This is a genomic window from Marixanthomonas ophiurae (genome assembly GCF_003413745.1).
In the GTDB taxonomy this organism is placed as follows: Bacteria; Bacteroidota; Bacteroidia; order Flavobacteriales; family Flavobacteriaceae; genus Marixanthomonas; species Marixanthomonas ophiurae.
The window spans coordinates 771,815-791,984 of sequence record NZ_QVID01000001.1 but is presented as its reverse complement, the minus strand read 5'-3'; the positions used below and the strand labels follow the sequence as shown (position 1 = coordinate 791,984).

19 protein-coding genes and 1 pseudogene are annotated in these 20,170 nt (G+C 34.2%); 16 read left to right on the top strand and 4 right to left on the bottom strand.

Annotated elements, in window-relative coordinates; genetic code table 11:
* The first annotated feature begins 182 nt into the window (after window positions 1–182).
* The 10 genes and pseudogenes from DZ858_RS03540 (at window position 183) to DZ858_RS03495 (ending at window position 10,317) form a co-directional block, all read left to right on the top strand.
* Window positions 183–986: an O-antigen ligase family protein gene (locus DZ858_RS03540; RefSeq protein ID WP_158548344.1), complete on the top strand. Its 804-nt coding sequence runs from the start codon at window positions 183–185 to the stop codon at window positions 984–986.
* On the top strand, window positions 967–2,118 hold the full coding sequence (locus DZ858_RS03535; RefSeq protein WP_117158159.1) for an O-antigen ligase family protein: 1,152 nt from the start codon (window positions 967–969) through the stop codon (window positions 2,116–2,118). The genes DZ858_RS03540 and DZ858_RS03535 overlap by 20 nt, the downstream gene beginning before the upstream one ends.
* On the top strand, window positions 2,115–3,176 hold the full coding sequence (locus DZ858_RS03530) for a glycosyltransferase family 4 protein (protein ID WP_117158158.1): 1,062 nt from the start codon (window positions 2,115–2,117) through the stop codon (window positions 3,174–3,176). Before DZ858_RS03535 ends, DZ858_RS03530 begins: the two co-directional genes overlap by 4 nt.
* Before the next feature lie 327 nt (window positions 3,177–3,503).
* Window positions 3,504–3,686: pseudogene (locus tag DZ858_RS15380) on the top strand (DapH/DapD/GlmU-related protein); the annotation flags it as partial.
* Between the two features lie 2 nt (window positions 3,687–3,688).
* Window positions 3,689–4,519 (top strand): sialate O-acetylesterase, encoded by an 831-nt coding sequence (locus DZ858_RS03520; protein WP_117158157.1) that lies wholly within the window; start codon window positions 3,689–3,691, stop codon window positions 4,517–4,519.
* Between the two features lie 30 nt (window positions 4,520–4,549).
* Window positions 4,550–5,296, top strand: coding sequence for a WecB/TagA/CpsF family glycosyltransferase (locus tag DZ858_RS03515; RefSeq protein ID WP_117158156.1), 747 nt, complete (start codon window positions 4,550–4,552; stop codon window positions 5,294–5,296).
* Between the two features lie 113 nt (window positions 5,297–5,409).
* Complete coding sequence (locus tag DZ858_RS03510) at window positions 5,410–6,615, top strand: O-antigen ligase family protein (RefSeq protein ID WP_117158155.1); 1,206 nt, start codon at window positions 5,410–5,412, stop codon at window positions 6,613–6,615.
* Between the two features lie 49 nt (window positions 6,616–6,664).
* Window positions 6,665–7,966 carry a UDP-glucose dehydrogenase family protein gene (locus DZ858_RS03505; RefSeq protein WP_117158154.1) on the top strand — a complete coding sequence of 434 codons (1,302 nt, stop codon included), beginning with the start codon at window positions 6,665–6,667 and terminating at the stop codon, window positions 7,964–7,966.
* Window positions 7,967–7,969: 3 nt separating this feature from the next.
* On the top strand, window positions 7,970–8,959 hold the full coding sequence (locus tag DZ858_RS03500) for a UDP-glucuronic acid decarboxylase family protein (protein ID WP_117158153.1): 990 nt from the start codon (window positions 7,970–7,972) through the stop codon (window positions 8,957–8,959).
* A gap of 2 nt (window positions 8,960–8,961) precedes the next feature.
* Window positions 8,962–10,317, top strand: a complete 1,356-nt coding sequence (locus DZ858_RS03495; RefSeq protein WP_117158152.1) for an exopolysaccharide biosynthesis polyprenyl glycosylphosphotransferase — start codon at window positions 8,962–8,964, stop codon at window positions 10,315–10,317.
* On the opposite strand, the gene DZ858_RS03490 is transcribed toward DZ858_RS03495, so the two are convergent.
* Complete coding sequence (locus DZ858_RS03490; RefSeq protein ID WP_117158151.1) at window positions 10,314–11,474, bottom strand: glycosyltransferase family 4 protein; 1,161 nt, start codon at window positions 11,472–11,474, stop codon at window positions 10,314–10,316. The two genes, DZ858_RS03495 and DZ858_RS03490, sit on opposite strands and share 4 nt — an antisense overlap.
* Window positions 11,464–12,678, bottom strand: a complete 1,215-nt coding sequence (locus DZ858_RS03485) for a phenylacetate--CoA ligase family protein (protein WP_239990712.1) — start codon at window positions 12,676–12,678, stop codon at window positions 11,464–11,466. The genes DZ858_RS03490 and DZ858_RS03485 overlap by 11 nt, the downstream gene beginning before the upstream one ends.
* A 173-nt stretch (window positions 12,679–12,851) precedes the next feature.
* Here DZ858_RS03485 and purD point away from each other — a divergent pair, with 173 nt between their 5' ends.
* Window positions 12,852–14,123, top strand: a complete 1,272-nt coding sequence (gene purD, locus DZ858_RS03480) for a phosphoribosylamine--glycine ligase (RefSeq protein ID WP_117158149.1) — start codon at window positions 12,852–12,854, stop codon at window positions 14,121–14,123.
* A 4-nt stretch (window positions 14,124–14,127) separates the two neighbouring features.
* Here purD and DZ858_RS03475 read toward each other — a convergent pair whose 3' ends face one another.
* On the bottom strand, window positions 14,128–14,358 hold the full coding sequence (locus DZ858_RS03475) for a DUF6341 family protein (protein WP_117159501.1): 231 nt from the start codon (window positions 14,356–14,358) through the stop codon (window positions 14,128–14,130).
* Between the two features lie 45 nt (window positions 14,359–14,403).
* Here DZ858_RS03475 and DZ858_RS03470 point away from each other — a divergent pair, with 45 nt between their 5' ends.
* From DZ858_RS03470 to DZ858_RS03450, 5 genes are all read left to right on the top strand, one after another.
* The gene (locus tag DZ858_RS03470; protein WP_117158148.1) at window positions 14,404–15,327 is read left to right on the top strand and encodes a DUF6427 family protein; all 924 of its coding nucleotides are present in this window, start codon (window positions 14,404–14,406) and stop codon (window positions 15,325–15,327) included.
* Window positions 15,328–15,347: 20 nt separating this feature from the next.
* Window positions 15,348–15,968 (top strand): hypothetical protein, encoded by a 621-nt coding sequence (locus DZ858_RS03465; RefSeq protein ID WP_239990711.1) that lies wholly within the window; start codon window positions 15,348–15,350, stop codon window positions 15,966–15,968.
* A complete protein-coding gene (locus DZ858_RS03460) occupies window positions 15,965–16,963 on the top strand; it encodes a DNA adenine methylase (RefSeq protein WP_117159500.1) in 999 nt (332 codons plus the stop codon). The genes DZ858_RS03465 and DZ858_RS03460 overlap by 4 nt, the downstream gene beginning before the upstream one ends.
* Before the next feature lie 225 nt (window positions 16,964–17,188).
* Window positions 17,189–17,797, top strand: a complete 609-nt coding sequence (locus tag DZ858_RS03455; RefSeq protein WP_117158146.1) for a DUF4254 domain-containing protein — start codon at window positions 17,189–17,191, stop codon at window positions 17,795–17,797.
* A 118-nt stretch (window positions 17,798–17,915) separates the two neighbouring features.
* Window positions 17,916–18,947 carry a glycosyltransferase family 9 protein gene (locus tag DZ858_RS03450; protein ID WP_117158145.1) on the top strand — a complete coding sequence of 344 codons (1,032 nt, stop codon included), beginning with the start codon at window positions 17,916–17,918 and terminating at the stop codon, window positions 18,945–18,947.
* A 55-nt stretch (window positions 18,948–19,002) separates the two neighbouring features.
* Here DZ858_RS03450 and DZ858_RS03445 read toward each other — a convergent pair whose 3' ends face one another.
* Complete coding sequence (locus tag DZ858_RS03445) at window positions 19,003–20,064, bottom strand: ferredoxin--NADP reductase (protein ID WP_117158144.1); 1,062 nt, start codon at window positions 20,062–20,064, stop codon at window positions 19,003–19,005.
* Between the last annotated feature and the right edge of the window lie 106 nt (window positions 20,065–20,170).

The following is a 20,170-nucleotide window of genomic DNA, read 5'->3' as shown; positions in this document are numbered from 1 at the left end:
GCTTAATTAATAATGAAAATTTATTGGACAGTCAAGTAACAAAAAATCTATTTTTCTTGGCCATTCCCCTTTTGTTTTTCCTTGGCCCAAAAATTAACTACAAACAAAAACAACTAATACTAAGAAACTTTGTGATTTCGGTTTTTATTTTTAGTCTGTTAGGGGTTTTTAAAATAATAACCTTGTATATTTTAGATACAGAAAATAAATTATTTTATGAGTCTTTTTCAAATGTTTTAAAAATACATTCAACCTATTTTGCCTTATTGGTTGTACTTGCTTTTATAGTTTCAATTGTAAGGATATTCAAAGAAAGAAAAGCATTTCATTTTAAATATATTTTCATTAGTTTTTATTTCTTAATAATCTTATTTCTTTTGTCTTCTCGCATTTCATTTGTTGCTATAACTCTTATTCTTCTAGTTGTCCTTATAGATCAAGTGATTTTAAAAAAGAGAAAAAAAGCTGTATTTTTCTTTGCCGGTGTTGTAGTTTGTGTGTCTATTTTTATTTTTTCAGGATATTTTGGCACGCGTATAAATAATCTAACACAAGAAAATGAAGCAAATAGATCAGATATCGAAAACAGAGAGGTGTTGTGGGAGAGTGTATTTTGTGCGATAGAGAATTCACCATCACAAATTTTTGGAGCGGGTTTAAAAAAGAGCCAAGATATAATAAACTCCTGCTATTCAAAAAATGGATTTTTTGGAGCCGAACTTAATTATAATGCGCATAACCAATACCTGCAAACGCTACTCGAAAAAGGGCTTTTAGGGCTCTTGTTTTTACTACTGTTAATGGGGTATTTGCTTTTTAGGGGGTTTAGAAAAAAAGACGTACTATTGATATTAACAATAATAACATTTTTTGTTTTTTTTATCACCGAATCTATTTTAGAAAGACAGTTAGGCATTATGCTATTTGTTTCATTTAACACAATGCTCATTTTTAACAATAATAGAGATGAACCTAACTTGGTTTAAAAATAAGCTACCGGCATTACTATTTGTATTCGTCTTTTTTATGGATGTAGTACAAACCCAAATTTTATTTTATTCTCCACAAAAATTTTTCCCCTCCTTTTTAGCAAAATTTTGTTTACTCATCTTTTTTTTGATTGTTTCATTTAAAGAGAATAGAAGATATTTATTATTAATAGGCCTGTTGTTTTTATTCTTTTTAATAGGTCAACTTACTTTGTCCCAATTTGAAATAGAAGCCTTGAGAATGACAGGGATGTTCTTTAACTATACCTACATTTTTATACTCATCTTTGGCTTCAACAGAATAGTAAATACAGAAGAAAAGATAAAAAACCTGCAAAAGGCTTTTCTTTTTGTCATTGGCTTGGTTTTAGTTAGTATGGTAATTGGATCAATTTTTGACATTAATAGCTTTAAAACCTATTATTATAGGTTTGGGTACAAAGGGATACTTAACAAATCGTCAGATGCTTCTTATTTTTTGATGATTGTATTTATATATATTCAAACATTTAAAAAACAGATAGCGAGGTATAAACTGTTTTTGGCAACTACTTTCCTTTGTTGTGTTCTGGTAGGCACGAAAGCTCCTTGGCTATTTTTTTTATTGGCTTTTTCGATTGGTTTGTGGACAAAGAAATTGAAAATAAATAAAAAGTACTTTCTAGCCTCATTGGTTATCTTACCTATTTTAATTGTACTAGTCTATTTACTATTCAAAAAGATTATCGATAAAACAATGTTAAATTTTTATAAGTTATACGAAGATGAAGGTATATGGGCTGTTATTACATCGAAGAGAAGTACAAAATTCACGGAACTTTTTGCCTATTACAAAAATGATTGGAATTTTTTAAATTATCTGTTTGGTGGAAAATATGGACATATTCTCAGTTTTGAGTATGCGTTTTTTGATATGTTGATAATGTTTGGACTTATCGGGTTTGCTTTATATTGTGCATTATATTATAAGATTGTTATAAAGTCTTTTAGTAATTTTCCAAAGTACCTTCTTTATACAATGATTTTTGTTGCAATAGTTGTTGGGCAATTCTTTATTAATACAAATATGGCTTTGTTCCTTTCTGTTTTAGTAATATTACAAAGAAAAAATCACATCGGTTTATCATGAAAATTATTCTTTTGTCAAATATGTATCCTTCCAAAAAAGATGCGTTATTTGGCGTGTTTGTTAAAAAAACTGTTTTACAGCTTGAGAGTCTCGGAGTACAGTTTTCTAAGAAAGTCGTTATTAAAGGAAAATCAAATTCCAAGGTAAAAAAGGTTTTTTCCTATTTAATATATTATTTTAAAGCTATTTGCTCTTCATTTTCATCTAAGGATAATATTATATATATACATTTCTTAACACATAATATTCCTTTAGTTTATTGGTACTTTTGGTTTACTAATTCTAAGATTGTATTAAATCTTCATGGCTCTGATATTAATAAAGTTGCTAAAGGGAGTTTTATTGATAGAATTCAAAAAAAGGCTTTAAAAAAAGTAAATCTACTCATTGTTCCTTCGGGTTACTTCAAATCTATTGTACAGAAAAGATACAGTATTGACGATTTAAATTTTTATATATATCCATCAGGAGGAGTCAACACATCTTTGTTTAAACCCAATGTTAATAAAAAACAAGGTAATTATACATTAGCATTCGTTTCTAGGATAGATAAAGGAAAAGGGTGGGAAACTTTTATTCAAGCTTTTAATAAATTGAATGAAAGTGGGTTAGATGTAAGTGCGCTTATTGCTGGCGATGGTTATGAACGTGAAAATTTAATGAAAGTAATTCAAATAAGTAAATACTCAAATAAAGTTGACTATAAAGGTTTTCAGGAAGTTGAGGGATTGGTCAAAATATATCAGGAAGCAGATGTTTTTATATTTCCAACGAGGTTGCCAGAGAGCCTTGGTTTAGTAGGGTTGGAAGCAATGAGTTCTGGATCAGTAGTTTTTGCTAGAAATATAGGAGGACCCTCAAGCTATATACAAAACGGTATAAATGGGTTTTTATTTGATATAAATAATGACGAAAATTTAACCGAAAAACTGATTGAATACTTTAATTTACCTGTTTCAGAAAAAAATCTATTACAGAAAAATGCTCGTAATACGGCACTTGAATACAGTTCGGAAAAAGTTTCAAAACAGTTATTCACTAAATTAAAACAGCTATAAATGATGCATAAAATAAAATTAATATTTTATTACCTTTTTATATGTCATCTTCCTCATTCTAGACTATTGAGCTTTTTGAGTAGGATTCGTTTATGGTACGTTTCAAAAGTACTTAAGATTATGCCCTACACTGTTGCTAGTAAATTTGAAAATAATATTTATCTTTCTAATGCAAAAAATATTAAAATAGGCCATTCCTGTCGAATAAACGAAAACGTTTTTATACAGGCAGCCCATATTGGAAATTACGTTTTAATAGCACCTAATACTGCTATTTTAAGTACGACACATAATCATAGTAATATAGAAATTCCAATCGTTAATCAAGGTGATACCGACTCTTCACCGCCCATAATTGGAGATAATGTCTGGATTGGAAGAAATGTAATAATTATGCCGGGTATCACTATTGGAGAAAGCTCAATTGTTGGAGCTGGAGCAGTTGTAACAAAAGATGTAGAACCTTTTTCAATAGTGGGAGGAGTCCCCGCAAAACTTATTAAATATAGAAAGTGAAGCTCTTAATAGGATTATTAATTATCTTCTTTGTCTATAGTTGTAATAAAGATGAAAACGAAATTCTAGATAAAAATCTTTTTGCAATTCTTGGGCAAAGCAATGCTATGGGGGTAGGAGAATTTTCAAAATCTGTAAAATACAATAGTATTTGTTTTCAATATTTGTCCTCTAGAAATGCCCTATTAGAATTAGAAGATCCTGTTGGGGAAGAGCATTTAGGTTTTGAACCAGCTAAAACAGGAAGTTTTATACCTTCCCTAGCCTATAATTATGCTATTTTAAATAATAAAAGTATTGTTGTTGTACAATGCGCAAAAGGAGGTAGTTCGCTCAACAAAAAAGCAGAAGAGGATAATTTAGGTAATTGGAGTATTGATGGTAAGTTATTAAAAAACAGTTTTATTAAAATAGACGCCGCTACAGTCAAATCGAAAACTAAACTAAGTGCAATTATATGGTCGCAAGGGGAGGCAGATGGGGCTGCTATTGGTAGAGGCAGGCTATTGAAAAACGAGTATAAACAATCATTAAGAAACCTTATTTTAAATTACAGAGAGCGTTATGGAGAAACATTGCCTTTTATAATCATTACTACAGGTAGGCATACTTCATGTAAAGTTTGTGATCAAGGTAATGCGATAGTTCGCGATGCTCAAAAAGAAGTGGCTATGGAAGATGAATACACTTTTATTGGTTACGATGAAACGCAATATTTTATAGAGCGCAATTGGATGAAAGACGTTGTTCATTATAATCAGACTGGACTAAATGATATTGGGGAGAAGTTGGCTCATTTTATAACTCAAAACAATATAATTAAATAAAAACCCTAAACAGAAATTTTAAATTGTAACATGGTTAAAAAACAAAACCTACTCAACACCCAAATTCACAACCTTACCATGCAAGAAACTTTGCAATTGGTGGCGAAAAACATTGAAGAGGAAAAACAAGTTCACCACGTGGTGGTCAATGCGGGTAAGCTGGTTTCTATGCAAAAGGATTTGCAGCTTCGCGAAAGCGTAAACAGCTCCGATTTAATAAATGCCGATGGACAAGCAGTAGTTTGGGCCTCTCGATTTTTGGGCAAGCCATTAAAGGAACGCGTTGCAGGAATAGACCTAATGGCAAATCTAGTTGCCATGGCACACGAAAAAGGCTATAAAATATTCTTATTTGGCGCCAAAGAAGAAGTGGTTAAAGAAGTTGCCGAAATATACAAAGAACAATACAGTAAAAACCTTGTAGCAGGGTATAGAAACGGATACTTTAAACCTGGAGAAGAAGAACAAATCGCCCAACAAATTGCCAATAGCGGGGCGCAGATGTTGTTTGTGGCCATTTCTTCTCCCGTAAAGGAAAACTTCCTTTATAATAATCGGGAGATATTAAAAAAAGTCAACTTTGTAATGGGTGTAGGTGGTAGCTTCGATGTCATTTCGGGAAAAACAAAACGAGCCCCTAAATGGATGCAAAACTCTGGATTAGAATGGTTTTATCGTTTTTTACAAGAACCCAAACGAATGTGGAAGCGTTATTTAGTAGGGAATACCAAGTTTATTATGTTGGTATTTAGAGAGAAAATTTTTGGGAAGGATTAGAACTCTAACTAACAGATGAACATCTTAGAGCCTATGATTTTGTAACTAGAACAGGGTTATTATATTTTTGTTTTTTATCTTTCGTCTTTTAATATAAATAGTAACTTAGGTATATGAAAATTCTACTTTCTGCAATTTATCCATACGTATATCTATTGCTATTTGTAACTATTCCATTTGAAGATTATGTACGGGCATTGCCCAATATCTTGCTAGGTATTTTGGTTATTGTATTTCCTTTTATAGTAAAGAAAGACGATTTCAAAAAAATTGACCAATCCCTTATTCTTATTTTACTTTTCTTTTTCGGTTATTTATTGGTCAATGCGGCACTATCAGGAACCCTGGGTGAAGATTTCAGTATTATAAAAAAAGTACTAATAGCAGTCGGGTTAGTTTTACTTTACATCCCTGTAAATGATTTTAACAAAATCAAAAAAGCTATCATCTTTTCTTCAGTGGCCGCTATTATTTTTTCGGTTGTAAATATTGTAATATTAACCAATACGTTAAACGACTTTCATTTTGGTGACTCACCTATGATAATTGAAGCGTTGTTAGTAGATAGATTGTATTTAGGGATGTTATCTGTTTTAAGCATCTTAGTATCATATAGTTTAATGCGGCCTAAGTTCCACCCTAAAAACCGTTACTATTTGGCCAATATGATTATCAATATACTGTTCTTGTTTTTGATAGGTACAAAAATCGCCTTATTATTGTTAGTGTTCTTGCTTTTATTGCGCCAATTGTATGGTACAAAAAAGCGAGTTCGGATACCAATTCTAGTGCTTTTTATAGCAATTTTAGGAACCCTATTTTATGTAGGATTTACACACAAAGATGATAAAGAACCATCTATCTTGACCAGTTTGGTAACTAACACGATGACATGGGAGCTCCGCTCAGAAACTTGGGAATGTGGGTGGAAAACAGCCAAAAAGGAAGGGGTTAACTTAACAGGAATAGGATTTTACAATACCAAAGACCGGTTAGTTTCTTGTTATGAAAACATAATAGACTCCGAAAAAAAGCAAGATTTTACAAATAAAAGGTACAATACTCATAATCAATTTTTAGATTTTTATGTTAGTACAGGATTAATAGGGTTTCTATTATTTAGTATTCTTATAACTGCTCTATTCATAAAAAAAAGAAAAAAATATTTTCCCATTGCCTTATTACTTTCATTGGTAGCCTATTGTATGGTGGAAAATGTATTCCACAGGCAAATAGGAGCATATTATATTGGGTTTATACTTATTGTGTTAGTATCCAATAAAATGGTTGCGCAAAACAATACCATAAATGAGGGTTAAAATGCTAGCAAATTGTATTTTTGCACTCTTAAAATTAAGACATTAAATTATGAAAATAACAGTTGTAGGAACCGGTTATGTAGGTCTCGTTACAGGAACTTGCCTCGCCGAAACTGGAAATGAAGTAGTTTGTGTAGATATTGACAAAGAAAAGGTCAATACGATGCGTAATGGCAACGTCCCTATTTATGAACCGCATCTTGATGTCCTTTTTGAACGTAATATTGAAGCCAACCGCCTTAAGTTTACAACTTCTTTAGATGAAGGGTTGGAACACGGTGAGATTGTATTTTTAGCATTGCCTACACCCGAAGATGAAGATGGCTCTGCCGATCTTTCCTATGTTTTAAATGTTTCTTCAGAAATAGGAAAGAAAATAAAAACCTATAAAGTAATTGTCGATAAAAGCACCGTTCCTGTTGGTACAGCCGAAAAAGTAAAAGCGGTAATTGCCGAAAACGCTAGCTGTGACTTTGATGTAGTTTCAAATCCAGAATTTTTAAGAGAAGGTTTTGCAGTAGACGATTTTTTAAAGCCAGAACGAATTGTTATTGGGTCTAGTAGTGAAAAAGCAACTCAATTAATGCAAAAACTGTATGCGCCATTTGTGCGTTCTGGGAATCCCATTATTGTAATGGACGAAAAATCTGCAGAATTGACCAAATACGCAGCGAATTCTTTTTTGGCAACAAAGATTACATTTATGAACGAAATCGCTAACTACTGTGAAAAAGTAGGGGCAGATGTTGATAAAGTACGCGCAGGAATGGGTACCGACTCCCGTATTGGCAAACGTTTTTTATTCCCAGGTATAGGCTATGGCGGGTCTTGTTTCCCAAAAGATGTGAAAGCACTTCAGAAAGCCGGAAAGAATGAAAATTATGACTTTAAAATCTTGAATTCGGTCATTGAAGTAAACAAAAATCAAAAAACAATCCTGCTTCCAAAAATTGAAGATTATTTTAAAGGAGATTTACAAGGAAAGCAAATCGCTATTTGGGGCTTGGCTTTTAAACCCGAAACAGATGATGTTCGCGAAGCACCAGCTATCGATATGATGAATGGACTGCTTAAAAAAGGCGCTAAACTAACTGTTTTCGATCCTGAAGCAATACCAAACATTAAAAAGCAATTTGGAGATAAACTAAACTATGCAGATTCGATGTACCAAGCTTTAGAAGGAGCCGAAGTATTATTAATTTGCACCGAATGGAGTATTTTCAGAACGCCAGATTTCAGTAGAATAAAAAAAGAGTTGAAAAACCCAACAATTTTTGACGGCAGAAACCTTTACAATGTTGATGATGTAAAGAAAGAAGGGTTTAAGTACGTTTCAATAGGAAGAAATTAAAAAATGAAAAAAAAGATATTAATTACCGGTGCCGCAGGTTTTTTGGGCTCTCATCTATGCGATCGATTTATTGCAGAAGAATTTGAAGTAATAGGTATGGACAACCTTATTACCGGTGATTTAAAAAATATTGAACATCTTTTTCAAAATAAAAACTTCCATTTTTACCACCACGATGTTACCAAGTTTGTACACGTTCCGGGGAAGGTAGATTACATTTTACATTTTGCGTCCCCGGCTAGTCCAATAGATTATTTAAAAATTCCAATTCAAACCTTAAAAGTGGGATCACTCGGTACACATAACCTACTTGGTTTGGCTAAAGAAAAAAATGCCCGCATTTTAATAGCCTCCACTTCCGAAGTTTATGGAGATCCGTTAGTACACCCTCAAAATGAGGAATACTACGGAAATGTAAATACCATTGGCCCTAGGGGCGTTTATGATGAAGCAAAACGTTTTCAGGAATCCATTACCATGGCCTATCATCGGTTTCATGGTCTGGAAACTAGAATTGCCCGTATTTTTAATACTTACGGTCCCAGAATGCGATTGAACGATGGTCGTGTTATTCCAGCATTTTTAGGGCAAGCGCTGCGGGGTGAAGATTTAACTGTATTTGGCGATGGCTCGCAAACCCGTTCCTTTTGTTATGTGGATGATCAGGTAGAAGGGCTTTTTAAATTATTAATGAGTGATTATTCGTTGCCAGTTAATATTGGTAACCCGCATGAAATAAGTATTTTAGATTTTGCCGAAGAAATTATAAAATTAACCGGAACTCAACAGAAAATTGTGTTCAAATCCTTGCCAAAAGATGACCCCATGCAACGGCAACCAGATATTACAAAAGCAAAAGACATATTGGGTTGGGAACCTAAAATATCTAGAAAAAAAGGGTTGAAAACAACTTATGAATATTTTAAGGAGTTTTCAAAAGAAGAATTATTGAAAAGTGAACATAAAGATTTTTCAGAACACATTAGAAAGTAATGATGATTTTTAAAAGTGGAAGATATTCGGGCTATTTAAGGCCAGTAACCTATGTGATTGATCTGTTAATCATTCATCTATGGGCGCTTTATTTCTTTTCTGAAACTTACGATATCATCAACTTTATTGCGTTTGTAACCATGGGGTGGGTTATCCTTTCGTTAAAGTCTAGCTTTTACGAAATATATCGCTTCACTCATGTTTCGAAAATTATGTCGTTGATAGGCAAACAGCTTATCATTTTCCTATTGATTGTGTTTGCTTACTTCGGTATTTTCAACACCGAAAATAAAAGTGCTATTGCTGTAGTAAATTATGTGCTTTTGGTAATGGCGTGTATAACGGTTGTAAAATTCACTATTTATTTTTTACTTAAAAGGTATAGGCTATTAACTGGTGGGAACAAAAGGAAAGTTGTAATTATTGGATTAAACAAAAAAACGGATCAGTTGCGTAAATTCTTTTCAGATAATCCAGAATATGGATATCACCTCGACAAGACATTCAATTTAAAAGGACCCCAAAAAACGACAATTGAAGATTGCATCCAATATATTACCGATAATAATATAGATGAAATATACTCCTCAGTAGCCGAAGTAAATAATACAGATCTTATTCAGTTAATTGATTATGTAGATAATAATCTTAAAACACTGAAGTTTTTACCAGATAATAAAGAAATTTATAGTAAAAAACTAGATTTTAGTTATTATGGAGTCTTACCCATTTTATCATTGCGTAAAATACCTATGGACGAGCCTTTTAATCAATTTATAAAAAGGAGTTTTGATATCATCTTGTCGCTACTTGTAATAGTTGGAGTTCTTTCTTGGTTAACTCCTATATTAGCTATACTTATAAAACTAGAATCAAAAGGTCCTGTATTTTTCAAACAAAAAAGAAACGGGCTAGATTACAAAGAATTTTTCTGTTATAAGTTTAGGTCCATGAAGCCCAATCCAATGGCAAACCTGCATCAAATAAGTAAAGGTGATGCAAGAGTAACCAATGTTGGTAGGATTATACGTAAAACTAGTATAGACGAACTACCTCAGTTTATAAACGTACTAAAAGGCGATATGTCCGTTGCAGGGCCAAGACCACACATGGTAAGCCATACGCATATGTATGCTGGGAGGATTGATAAGTTTATGGTACGCCATTTTATTAAACCTGGCATCACAGGTTTAGCTCAGGTAAGTGGTTACCGCGGGGAAGTGGAAACCGAAAATGATATCATTAACCGCGTTAAGTACGATATTTTCTATCTAGAAAACTGGTCGCTATTTTTGGATATTAAAATTGTGTTTCAAACTATCTACAACGCTATTAAAGGAGATAAGAAAGCATATTAAAGTTCGCTTACTGCTTTTGTAAGCTTATCAAACTGTTTCTGAAAATTAAATGCATCAATTGCTTTTTCTTGTACCTTTTCTTTATTAAACCGCTCTAATTCTAGTATAGTTAATTCAGAAATAAAATGCTGAAAAGCATTAAAATCTGAAACTGGTATGTTCCAACCTAGTTTATGGGTTTCTACCAACGTTCCTCCTTCACCACCGGCAAAATAAGCTACAGGAAGTCCCAAGCGAGTATATTCAAACAACTTTGAAGGTACCGAGCCATAAATTCTATTTGTCAGCGGTATAAAAGCTATATCATATTGCTGCAATGTTTTATGCAGTACGGTTCGTTCTACTTCGCCGTGATAAAAAATGTTCTCTTTGTTGATTTTTGAAATTAGTTTTTCCTCTGGTCCGGCACCATAAATATGGAGCTCAATATGTTTGGGCAGTTCTATTTTTTTACAAATTTCAACCAATCCTTGTGCGACACCTAATAAACCTGCATACACGAGCGTAATGGGTTTTTTAACAGCGATTTCAGTGATAGAAGGAGGGTTGAAATCCGGAATATTTCGGTATAAAAAAAGAGGCGTGTTGCACTTGGTATCTACGTGCGCAAGGATTTCTTCAGATTGACCCACAATTAAATGGGACTTTTTATAACAAAACCGCTCCATCAATTCCAAAACGGAATAATACAGCCCTTTTTTCAACAAACCCATTTCCAGTCCGGCCAAAGGCCAAAGATCTGAAACATTTAAAAACCGTTTTTTACCGAATAGCCACGACCAAAAAATAGCAGTAAACCCAACAAAAACAGGAGAGTATTGTATAAATATTTTTTTCGGACTTCTTTTAAACAAAAAAAACAACGAAAGGCTCACCGAAAACGAAATCATAGAAAGCAAGCGTATAAATTTGTTTTCCGAGTTGCTGGGCCACAACCACAATCGGTGAATGGTCCCCACAGCTTCTGAATCTTTTTTATAAACACTACCTTCAAAACCATTAAATATGGCTCCTTTGGGATAATTGGGCATTGGGCAGACCACATGAACATTATAGTTAGCTTTGGTCAAGTTACTAGCCAAGGTATGCATGCGGTTGGGAGCTGCTCCTTTTTCAGGCGGAAAGTAATTAGTAATTAATAGAATATCACGGCTCATTTCTCCTATCTATTTTAGAAATAAACTGCTTCAATTTTCCACGGTTATTTCTATCTAGTACTTCTAAGCGTTCATAATTTATGTTGAGGTCGGCTCCAATGTATTTAGAAAGCGCTACTTCAATCTTTTTTAGGTCTTTTGCAGAAAGTACTACTTCGGAAACGTACACGATAGTGAACGCGTCTAAAGCGGTCTGCTCTACAACAAACTCTTTTACGTTTCCGTCTTCTTCTACGATGCTTTTTGTAACATAATAAAAAGTATGACCAGGTACGGTTTTTCCCCCCTTTAAAACAGCGGTATCGTTAGATCGACCTATTAACTTTTTTAAAATAGGCTTTTTTAAGGTAGAAGTTTCGTCTAGCACTCCAATATCGCCAATATCATACCGTATAAACGGATGTGCTTTGTTGTATAATGAGGTGACAACAATACGACCGGGATTTCCGCTCTTGACAGTTTGGTTGTTCTTATCTAAAATTTCAATAAAAAGTGTTTCATTGTTTACCTGAAATTCATCTTCAGCATTGGTAAAAGCCAATAAATCAAGCTCACTTGCCCCATATTCGTTTACAATTGGGACACCAAGTTGTTTTTCCAATAGTTTTTTGTCGGTATCATAAAGCATTTCACTAGTAACGATACACTTTTTTAAGGTAGGACAAACAGATTTTAATAGCAAATTCTTTTTCTGAAGATATTTTGCAAACAAAACAATAGAGCTTGTATGTCCGTTGATATAATCGAATTTTTTTCTTCTGAAAACAGATAAAAACTCCTCTAATTTTTCTTCCGAAAGATCAAAAATTGGGAACCGGTATCGATTGCTCAGCTTGTCTTTTAATCGTTCTTTTTGGTAACCTTTAAAATCTAACGGAATACCATAAAAACGAGCTTGGAGTGAAGCGTCCAAATCAACTCCATGCCATCCAAAACGGTTAATAATTACCGCCCAAGTCATGGCGTGACAAAATTTGTCTTTTGCAAAAAACAATGGTGTTCCGCTAGACCCCGAAGTTTTACTGGTATAACTATTTTTATTTGAAAAACCGTTCGAAAGCCGCTGCTTTAAAGGGGTTTGTAAGTCGCTTTTGGTCAAAACCGGAACGTCTTCCCATTTTTTAATGGTCTTGTTGCCAATAAAAGATTGATAGAACGGATTCTCTCGCAAATGATAGTCGAACACTTTTTGTCGGCTATCCATGACATAAGTTTCATAATCGGTTGTCGGAATCTTTTGTATTTCCGCTAACCGCTTTTTTGCTTCCTGAATAGGAAAACCCTTTAACCGTAATGTAGTTTCAAATAAATTCAACCTAAAAAATTAGGGCTTCAAGTTACAAACAATTATTTTTGAAGTCGAAAAAAATCTTTCTCATGAACATCTTAATATTGGGCTCTGGTGGCCGCGAACATACATTTGCCTATCAACTTAAAAAAAGTGAACTCTGCGATACATTGTTTGTAGCGCCCGGAAATGCCGGAACCGAAGCTATTGCACAAAATCTAGATTTAAATGTAACTGATTTTAAAGCGATTGAAAAAGCGGTTGTAAACCATAATATTGAGATGGTTGTCGTGGGGCCAGAAGACCCGTTGGTACAAGGAATAGCAGATTATTTTTCTGCTTCTGAAACCTTAAAAGACGTGATGCTTATAGGTCCTTCAGAACGAGGCGCTTTGTTAGAAGGCAGTAAAGAACGTGCAAAAGAGTTTATGGCGATGCACAACATCCCGACCGCAGCGTACGAAAGCTTTACAAAAAAATCGTTGCAAGCCGGAAAAGCGTTTTTGGAAACACTACAACCACCGTATGTATTAAAAGCAGATGGTTTGGCAGCCGGAAAAGGGGTGTTGATATTGGAAGATATTGAAGAAGCAAAAACCGAATTGGAGAATATGTTGAGCGGAAAATTTGGCGAAGCGAGTAGTACTGTTGTTATTGAAGAATTTCTAGACGGAATCGAGTTGAGCGTTTTTGTATTGACCGACGGTAAAAACTATAAAATATTGCCAACCGCTAAAGATTACAAACGTATTGGCGAAGGCGACAAAGGCTTGAACACTGGTGGTATGGGTGCTATCTCACCTGTTCCTTTTGTTGACGAATCTCTAATGCAAAAAATTGAAGAACGAATTGTAAAACCTACGGTTGAAGGACTTCAGAAAGAAAAAATTAATTACAAGGGGTTTGTTTTCATTGGATTGATTAAGGTTAATAACGAACCGTATGTGATAGAATACAACGTGCGAATGGGCGATCCAGAAACTGAAGTGGTACTCCCAAGAATTAAAACCGATTTAGGGAAATTATTACAAGCAACTTTTCAGCAAAAATTAAATACGATAGACTTAGAAATAGACAATCGTGCCGCTACGACAGTAATGACGGTTTCTGGAGGATATCCTGAAGCGTATGAAAAAGGAAAAGAAATAAAGGGAATTAATGCAATACAAGACGCTATAGTCTTTCATGCAGGAACGACAATAAAAGATGGAAAAATACTTACTAATGGCGGAAGAGTGTTAGCAGTTACTTCACTAGACGAAGATTACAAAAAGGCACTAAAAAAATCCTACCAAAACATAGAAAAACTATCTTTTGACAGGATGTACTTTCGAACCGATATTGGTTTCGATTTAAGCTAAACCTTTATCCTAAGTAAGAATGTGAAGTAGATGAACGATCTTCTTCGTCATTATTATTAAATATTTTAAGTTGCTTCATCCAATAGAAAAAGGCAACAAAACCAATAATAATAAATATCCAGCTCATTGCATTAGCCAACCACCAGCTATCCAATTCTAAGCTGCGTAGTGCATCGTATGGTATAAAAAGTACATTTTCAAATAAATCTGCAATACCGTAAAACAAATCTTTCAATTCCATATCTGTATATTTATACCGCAAAAATAGATAATACCCGCTATGCTTACAAGTTTTTTTGGAAAATCTAAGCCTATTAATTTCGTAATCTTCGGAATGGTCATTTTTTTGGGCTATGTTTTCGGGGCTTTGGTACAAGTTAAAAATCCACTAGATTTTTCTCAACTGCTTATTAGCTTGTTTTTTATTGGCTGGGCTATATTTGCTATTTTTCTATTGGATTTTATTGTTAGAAAAAACGATCTTACCTACAAGAACACCTATACTGTATTATTGTTTACGTGTTTTTTGATAACGCTACCTGTCATTTTTCTGGATCGAAACATATTACTTGCTAATGTATTTCTGTTAATGGCGTTTAGAAGGTTAGCAAGCCTTTCTTCGGAAAAAAATACCGAGCGGAAAATTCTTGATGCCTCGCTTTGGATAACCGTTGCAACCATGTTCTATTTTTGGAGTATTTTGTTTTTTATACCATTGTTTTTTTCAATCCTACAAAAACCAGAAATTAACCACAAGCTTTTTATTATCCCCTTTATTGGCTTTATTACTATATTTATTTTGTCAACATCGTTTCATTTAATGGTTGACGATTCATTTTTATGGATAATTGAGTGGATTCCTTCTGTGAGTTTAAATTTCTCTGCATACAACAACATTAAGATATTACTTCCGGCTGCTATTATGGCGACGTTTTTAATCTGGGCGTTGCCGTTTAGGCTAATAAAAATCGCTTCCCTGTCAAAAAAAGAAAAGCCGAATGCTATTTTATTGCTTATAACCTTGGCTATTTGTATGGTCATAGCACTTTTTAGTCCCCAAAAAACAGGGGCTGAATTGTTCTTCATCATCGCGCCGTTATCTGTTATTGTAACCAATTATATTGAAAACGTTCAGGAAGCTCGTTTTAAAGAAGGATTGCTTTGGCTTGTTGTACTAGTACCGATTGTATTGTTGTTTATATGAAATCGATCAATCTAAAAACTTTGGAATTCGAATTGCAAAAACGTTTGCAATACCCATATGTATGGGGCCGTAAACAAAACAATCTTTGGGATAATTACACCAACTTTATTTATACCACGAAAACGTGGGAAGCCTTAATGCCGCAAATGGCCACAATACTTGAAAAACATAAGTTGAATAAACGCGATCTTTTTAATTACACCATAAACCGCTGGTACAACTTTTGGAGTGCAACAGCAGTTGAACATATTTTTACAAGCTTGCCTGAAGTAAACCCATCTAAAAACCCAAAAAATCGTTTGGTCGATTTTACAATCCACAATATTCCATTTGATCATAAAACCACTGTTTTTCCCAAACAGTTTAAAAAGCCTTTGACGTATGCGAAAAAAAATGAAGAAGAATTGATTGCATGGTTGTACGATAACCAAAGTACGCAGCAGCGACATCACTTAAAAAACAGATTATTTATTTTGGTTTTTGATGAACATGGAGAACATTGGAAACTGAAAGCTAACCTCTCACTACTTAAATCTGAAGTAGAAAAATATGTTTCAAATTTTAACCCTAACAAGCTGCATTCCCTTACTTTTGCAGACAATTCACAAGCGTTAAGCGCAATTATTTGGGTAACAAAATGAATTACATAGGCTCCAAACACAAATTATCCTCCTTTATTTTCGATGCTGTCACTTCTGTCTGCGGAAACAATTTGTCCGAAAAAGTATTTTGCGATCTTTTTGCGGGAACTGGGATTGTAGGTAGAACGTTTAAAAATCACGTAAAACAAGTAATCGCCAACGATGTGGAGTTTTACAGTTATGTGTTGAATAGGAATTATATAGAAAACCATGCTGAATTAAGCTCTGAAGAAGCAATCACCAAATTAAATAACCTGAAAGGTCAAAAAGGATTTATTTTCGATAATTATTCAGAAGGAGGAAAAGCTGGACGGTTGTATTTTACTTCAGAAAATGGACAAAAAATAGATGCTGCTCGCCAGCAAATTGAAGTTTGGTGCAATGCTTCAGAAATAGACGAAAACCAATATTACTTTCTTTTGGCTTCGTTGCTGGAAAGTGCCGATAAGGTGGCGAATACGGCTTCGGTTTACGGTGCATTCTTGAAAAAAATAAAAACTTCTGCCGCAAAAACAATGGTGATTAAACCGGCAATGTTTCAGAAAACAGAAGGTTCACATCAAGTATTTAAAAAAGACAGCAACGAATTGATTAAGGAAATTGAAGGTGATATTTTATATTTAGATCCGCCGTATAACGCCCGGCAATACGGTGCAAACTACCACCTACTCAATACTATTGCAAAATATGATACCTTTGTGCCTAAAGGAAAAACGGGGCTACGGGAGTATTATAAAAGTGATTATTGTAAAAAAGGGGAAGTGCTACAATCGTTCACCGAATTGATTGAAAATGCACAATTTAAATTCATCTTTTTAAGTTATAACAACGAAGGATTAATGAGCCGAGACGATGTAGAAACAATTATGAAACGCTTCGGAGAATATAGTCTGGAAACAAAAGAATATCAACGTTTTAAAGCAGATAAAACCGAAAATAGAAACCATAAAGCCAGTATGACAGTTGAGTATTTGCATATATTGGAGAAAAAATAAGGTTTCGATACAATTTCAAAAAATCTACAGGGTTTTTTGAAATTACTCAACCACCTTGGAACAAAACTTTAAAACAAAATAGTAGTAAAGGACCAATTGATCTATCCTACAAGGTCTCGAAGAACTTGTAAGTATCTGGAATGGTGAAGCTATAAAATAACACAGGAAAATGCCTTAGCATTTTGTAAATTTGTACCAAAACCACCGATTTAAAAAATAAAACCTATGTTCAGCGACAAAGCCAACAAAATATTTCAAGAAGTAATTAATAAATATCACGAAATAGATACGGTGGACCAGCCGTTTACCAATCCGTATGATAAAGATTCGGATCTAATTGAACATTTATTGTATAGAAAATGTTGGATCGATACGGTGCAGTGGCACTACGAAGATATTATTCGTGACCCAAATATTGATCCTGCAGGAGCCTTATTATTAAAGCGTAAAATTGATGCTTCTAATCAAGACCGTACTGATACGGTAGAATATATTGACAGCTATTTTCTAGAAAAGTTCAAGGATGTAAAAGTGAAGGACAACGCTAGGATTAACACTGAGAGTCCTGCTTGGGGTATTGACCGTTTATCCATATTGGCATTGAAAGTTTATCACATGAATGAAGAAGCCAATCGAGAAGACGCTTCTCAAAAGCACCAAATGGCTTGTAAAGCAAAGCTGGATGTATTATTAGAACAGCGAGTAGACTTAAGTACAGCCATTAATCAATTGCTGGACGATATCGCAAATGGCGATAAGTATATGAAAGTCTATAAGCAGATGAAAATGTACAACGACGATGAGCTGAATCCAGTACTTCGAGGTGAAAAATAATTTGAATTAAAAAGTATTCAGATTGCTGAATTTAAGGTGGCTGAGTGATTTAATTCCGTGATGGCACATCAAGGAATTAAATTATATCGAAGCCCCGGCATCAAAGTCAAAACAAACAATGCCCAAACCTTTTCACATCCTTGTAATCCGTCTGTCCGCAATGGGTGACGTGGCTATGACTGTCCCAGTATTACAGGTTTTTGCCAAAACATACCCACAAGTGAAACTTACGGTTGTTTCAAAAAAGCACTTTAAGCCTTTTTTCAAATCTATATCTACTGTAGAATTTTTAGAGGCTGATGTTTATGGAATACACAAAGGTTTTGGGTTGTTGAAACTGGCCAATGAAGCAAAATCTAATGGAATAGACGCAATCGCAGATTTGCATAATGTAATTCGCTCAAAAATAATCTCTAATTATTTACGGGTACAAGGAATACAAACAGCTACTATTGATAAAGGTAGAGAAGAAAAAAGACAACTCACTGCTTCTGAAAACAAAGAATTTTCTCAGTTAAAAACAACGCACCAACGCTATGTTGATGTTTTTGAAAAACTAGGTTTTCCATTAGACCTTTCCAACCATACGTTTCCCGAAAGGCAACAACTTAATAAGAGGTTGCACAGTTTGATAGGAAAACACACAAAAAAAGCTATTGGGATCGCACCTTTTGCAGCTCACGAAAGTAAAATGTATCCGTTGGAATTAATGAAAGAGGTAATTTCAGAATTACATAAAACTGAAAAATTTAAAATATTCCTATTTGGTGGTGGCAAAAAAGAAGAAGAGCTTTTAAATCAGTTGGCTTCAGATTTTACACAAGTAACCAATATCGCCGGACAATTGACTTTTGAAGAAGAACTAGCGTTAATTTCAAACTTGGACGGAATGCTCTCAATGGACAGCGGAAACGGTCATTTAGCAGCGATGTTTGGTATTCCAGTTATTACACTTTGGGGGGTAACACATCCATTTGCGGGTTTTGTACCGTTCAATCAGCCCACTGTAAATCAGTTGACAGCAGACAGAGAGCAATTTCCATTGATTCCTACTTCAATTTATGGAAACAAATTTCCTGAAGGATATGAAAAGGCAATAAAAACCATCTCACCAAAAACGATTGTTGAAGCTATTTTTAAACTTTTTTAACTCAGTAGAATTAAAACATTAAACTTTTTCTGGTAACAACTGAGCGAAGCCGAAGCTACACATCATCATAATCCACAGACAATGTTTCGGTGGTAGGATGCGCTTGACAGGTTAAAATCAATCCGTCGGCTATTTCATCATCGGTCAAAATTTGATTTTTACGCATTTCGGCTTTTCCTTCCGTAATTCTTGCAATACATGTACTACAAATTCCACCTTGACACGAATACGGCGGATCTAAATCGTGATCCAATGCTGCTTCGAGCACCGATTTTTTCTGCGGCATAGAAAAGGTTTCCACTTCGTCATCCAAAGTAATAGTTACTTTGGTATCACCATCGTGTTTTTTGGTCAGCAGTCCTTTTTCTGCGGTGTTGAATAGTTCAAAAAGAATCTGTTTTTCATTGATACCGTTCTGTTTCAAAGTAGAAGAAACTTCATCAATCATTGGTTCGGGCCCGCACAGATAAAAAGAGTTAAAGGTGCGGTCCTTAAATTTATTTTTAAGTAATAGGTTGATGGTAGAACGTTCAATACGACCAAATAACGCGTCACTTTCCAGCTTGCGACTGTAAATAAATTCAACAAATAAACGGTCTTTATATTTTTTTTGAAGTTCTAATATTTCGGAATGAAACATAGTTTCAGAAAGCGATTGGTTTCCATATACCAATAAAAAGGTACTGTCTGGCACTTCATTTAAAATAGTTTTTACAATGGAAAGTACAGGAGTAATTCCACTTCCAGCGACAAAAGCAGCGTAATGATCTGAAATTTCACCAATTTCTTCATCCTTGGGGTCAAAAACAAACTTTCCTTCTGGTGGAAATACTTCCAACGTATCGCCTACTTTTAGCTTGGTGTTGGCAAAGACAGAGAAAAGTCCCTTTTCCACTTTTTTCACACCTACTTTCAGCTTGCCGCTGTCTGGTGCACAACAAATGGAGTACGCTCGGCGCAACTCAGTTCCATTAATTGTATGTTTTATAGTTATATACTGCCCAGCTTTAAAAGAAAACATCTCTTTTAAGTCTTCGGGTATAGTAAAAGTAATCGATACAGCGTTAGGGGTTTCCTTGTTTACTTCGGAAACGGGTAGCGAATAGAAGCCACTCATAGATTTCAATTTTTTGCAAATTTACAAAGGAAAATATTTTAAAGAATAGAAATAAGCCAATTACAACCAATTTTTAACGTTATAAGCCTACAGAAACCAAAAAGAA

What these genes read in the sequence shown, in the direction of transcription:
- DZ858_RS03535 (WP_117158159.1), top strand. Translation starts at nt 967, where the DNA reads ATGAACCTAACTTGGTTTAAAAATAAGCTACCGGCATTACTATTTGTA.
- DZ858_RS03450 (WP_117158145.1), top strand. Translation starts at nt 17,916, where the DNA reads ATGCCCAAACCTTTTCACATCCTTGTAATCCGTCTGTCCGCAATGGGT.
- DZ858_RS03470 (WP_117158148.1), top strand. Translation starts at nt 14,404, where the DNA reads ATGCTTACAAGTTTTTTTGGAAAATCTAAGCCTATTAATTTCGTAATC.
- DZ858_RS03530 (WP_117158158.1), top strand. Translation starts at nt 2,115, where the DNA reads ATGAAAATTATTCTTTTGTCAAATATGTATCCTTCCAAAAAAGATGCG.
- purD (WP_117158149.1), top strand. Translation starts at nt 12,852, where the DNA reads ATGAACATCTTAATATTGGGCTCTGGTGGCCGCGAACATACATTTGCC.
- DZ858_RS03455 (WP_117158146.1), top strand. Translation starts at nt 17,189, where the DNA reads ATGTTCAGCGACAAAGCCAACAAAATATTTCAAGAAGTAATTAATAAA.
- DZ858_RS03445 (WP_117158144.1), bottom strand. Translation starts at nt 20,064, where the DNA reads ATGAGTGGCTTCTATTCGCTACCCGTTTCCGAAGTAAACAAGGAAACC.
- DZ858_RS03515 (WP_117158156.1), top strand. Translation starts at nt 4,550, where the DNA reads ATGGTTAAAAAACAAAACCTACTCAACACCCAAATTCACAACCTTACC.
- DZ858_RS03460 (WP_117159500.1), top strand. Translation starts at nt 15,965, where the DNA reads ATGAATTACATAGGCTCCAAACACAAATTATCCTCCTTTATTTTCGAT.
- DZ858_RS03510 (WP_117158155.1), top strand. Translation starts at nt 5,410, where the DNA reads ATGAAAATTCTACTTTCTGCAATTTATCCATACGTATATCTATTGCTA.
- DZ858_RS03500 (WP_117158153.1), top strand. Translation starts at nt 7,970, where the DNA reads ATGAAAAAAAAGATATTAATTACCGGTGCCGCAGGTTTTTTGGGCTCT.
- DZ858_RS03505 (WP_117158154.1), top strand. Translation starts at nt 6,665, where the DNA reads ATGAAAATAACAGTTGTAGGAACCGGTTATGTAGGTCTCGTTACAGGA.
- DZ858_RS03495 (WP_117158152.1), top strand. Translation starts at nt 8,962, where the DNA reads ATGATTTTTAAAAGTGGAAGATATTCGGGCTATTTAAGGCCAGTAACC.
- DZ858_RS03490 (WP_117158151.1), bottom strand. Translation starts at nt 11,474, where the DNA reads ATGAGCCGTGATATTCTATTAATTACTAATTACTTTCCGCCTGAAAAA.
- DZ858_RS03485 (WP_239990712.1), bottom strand. Translation starts at nt 12,678, where the DNA reads ATGGATAGCCGACAAAAAGTGTTCGACTATCATTTGCGAGAGAATCCG.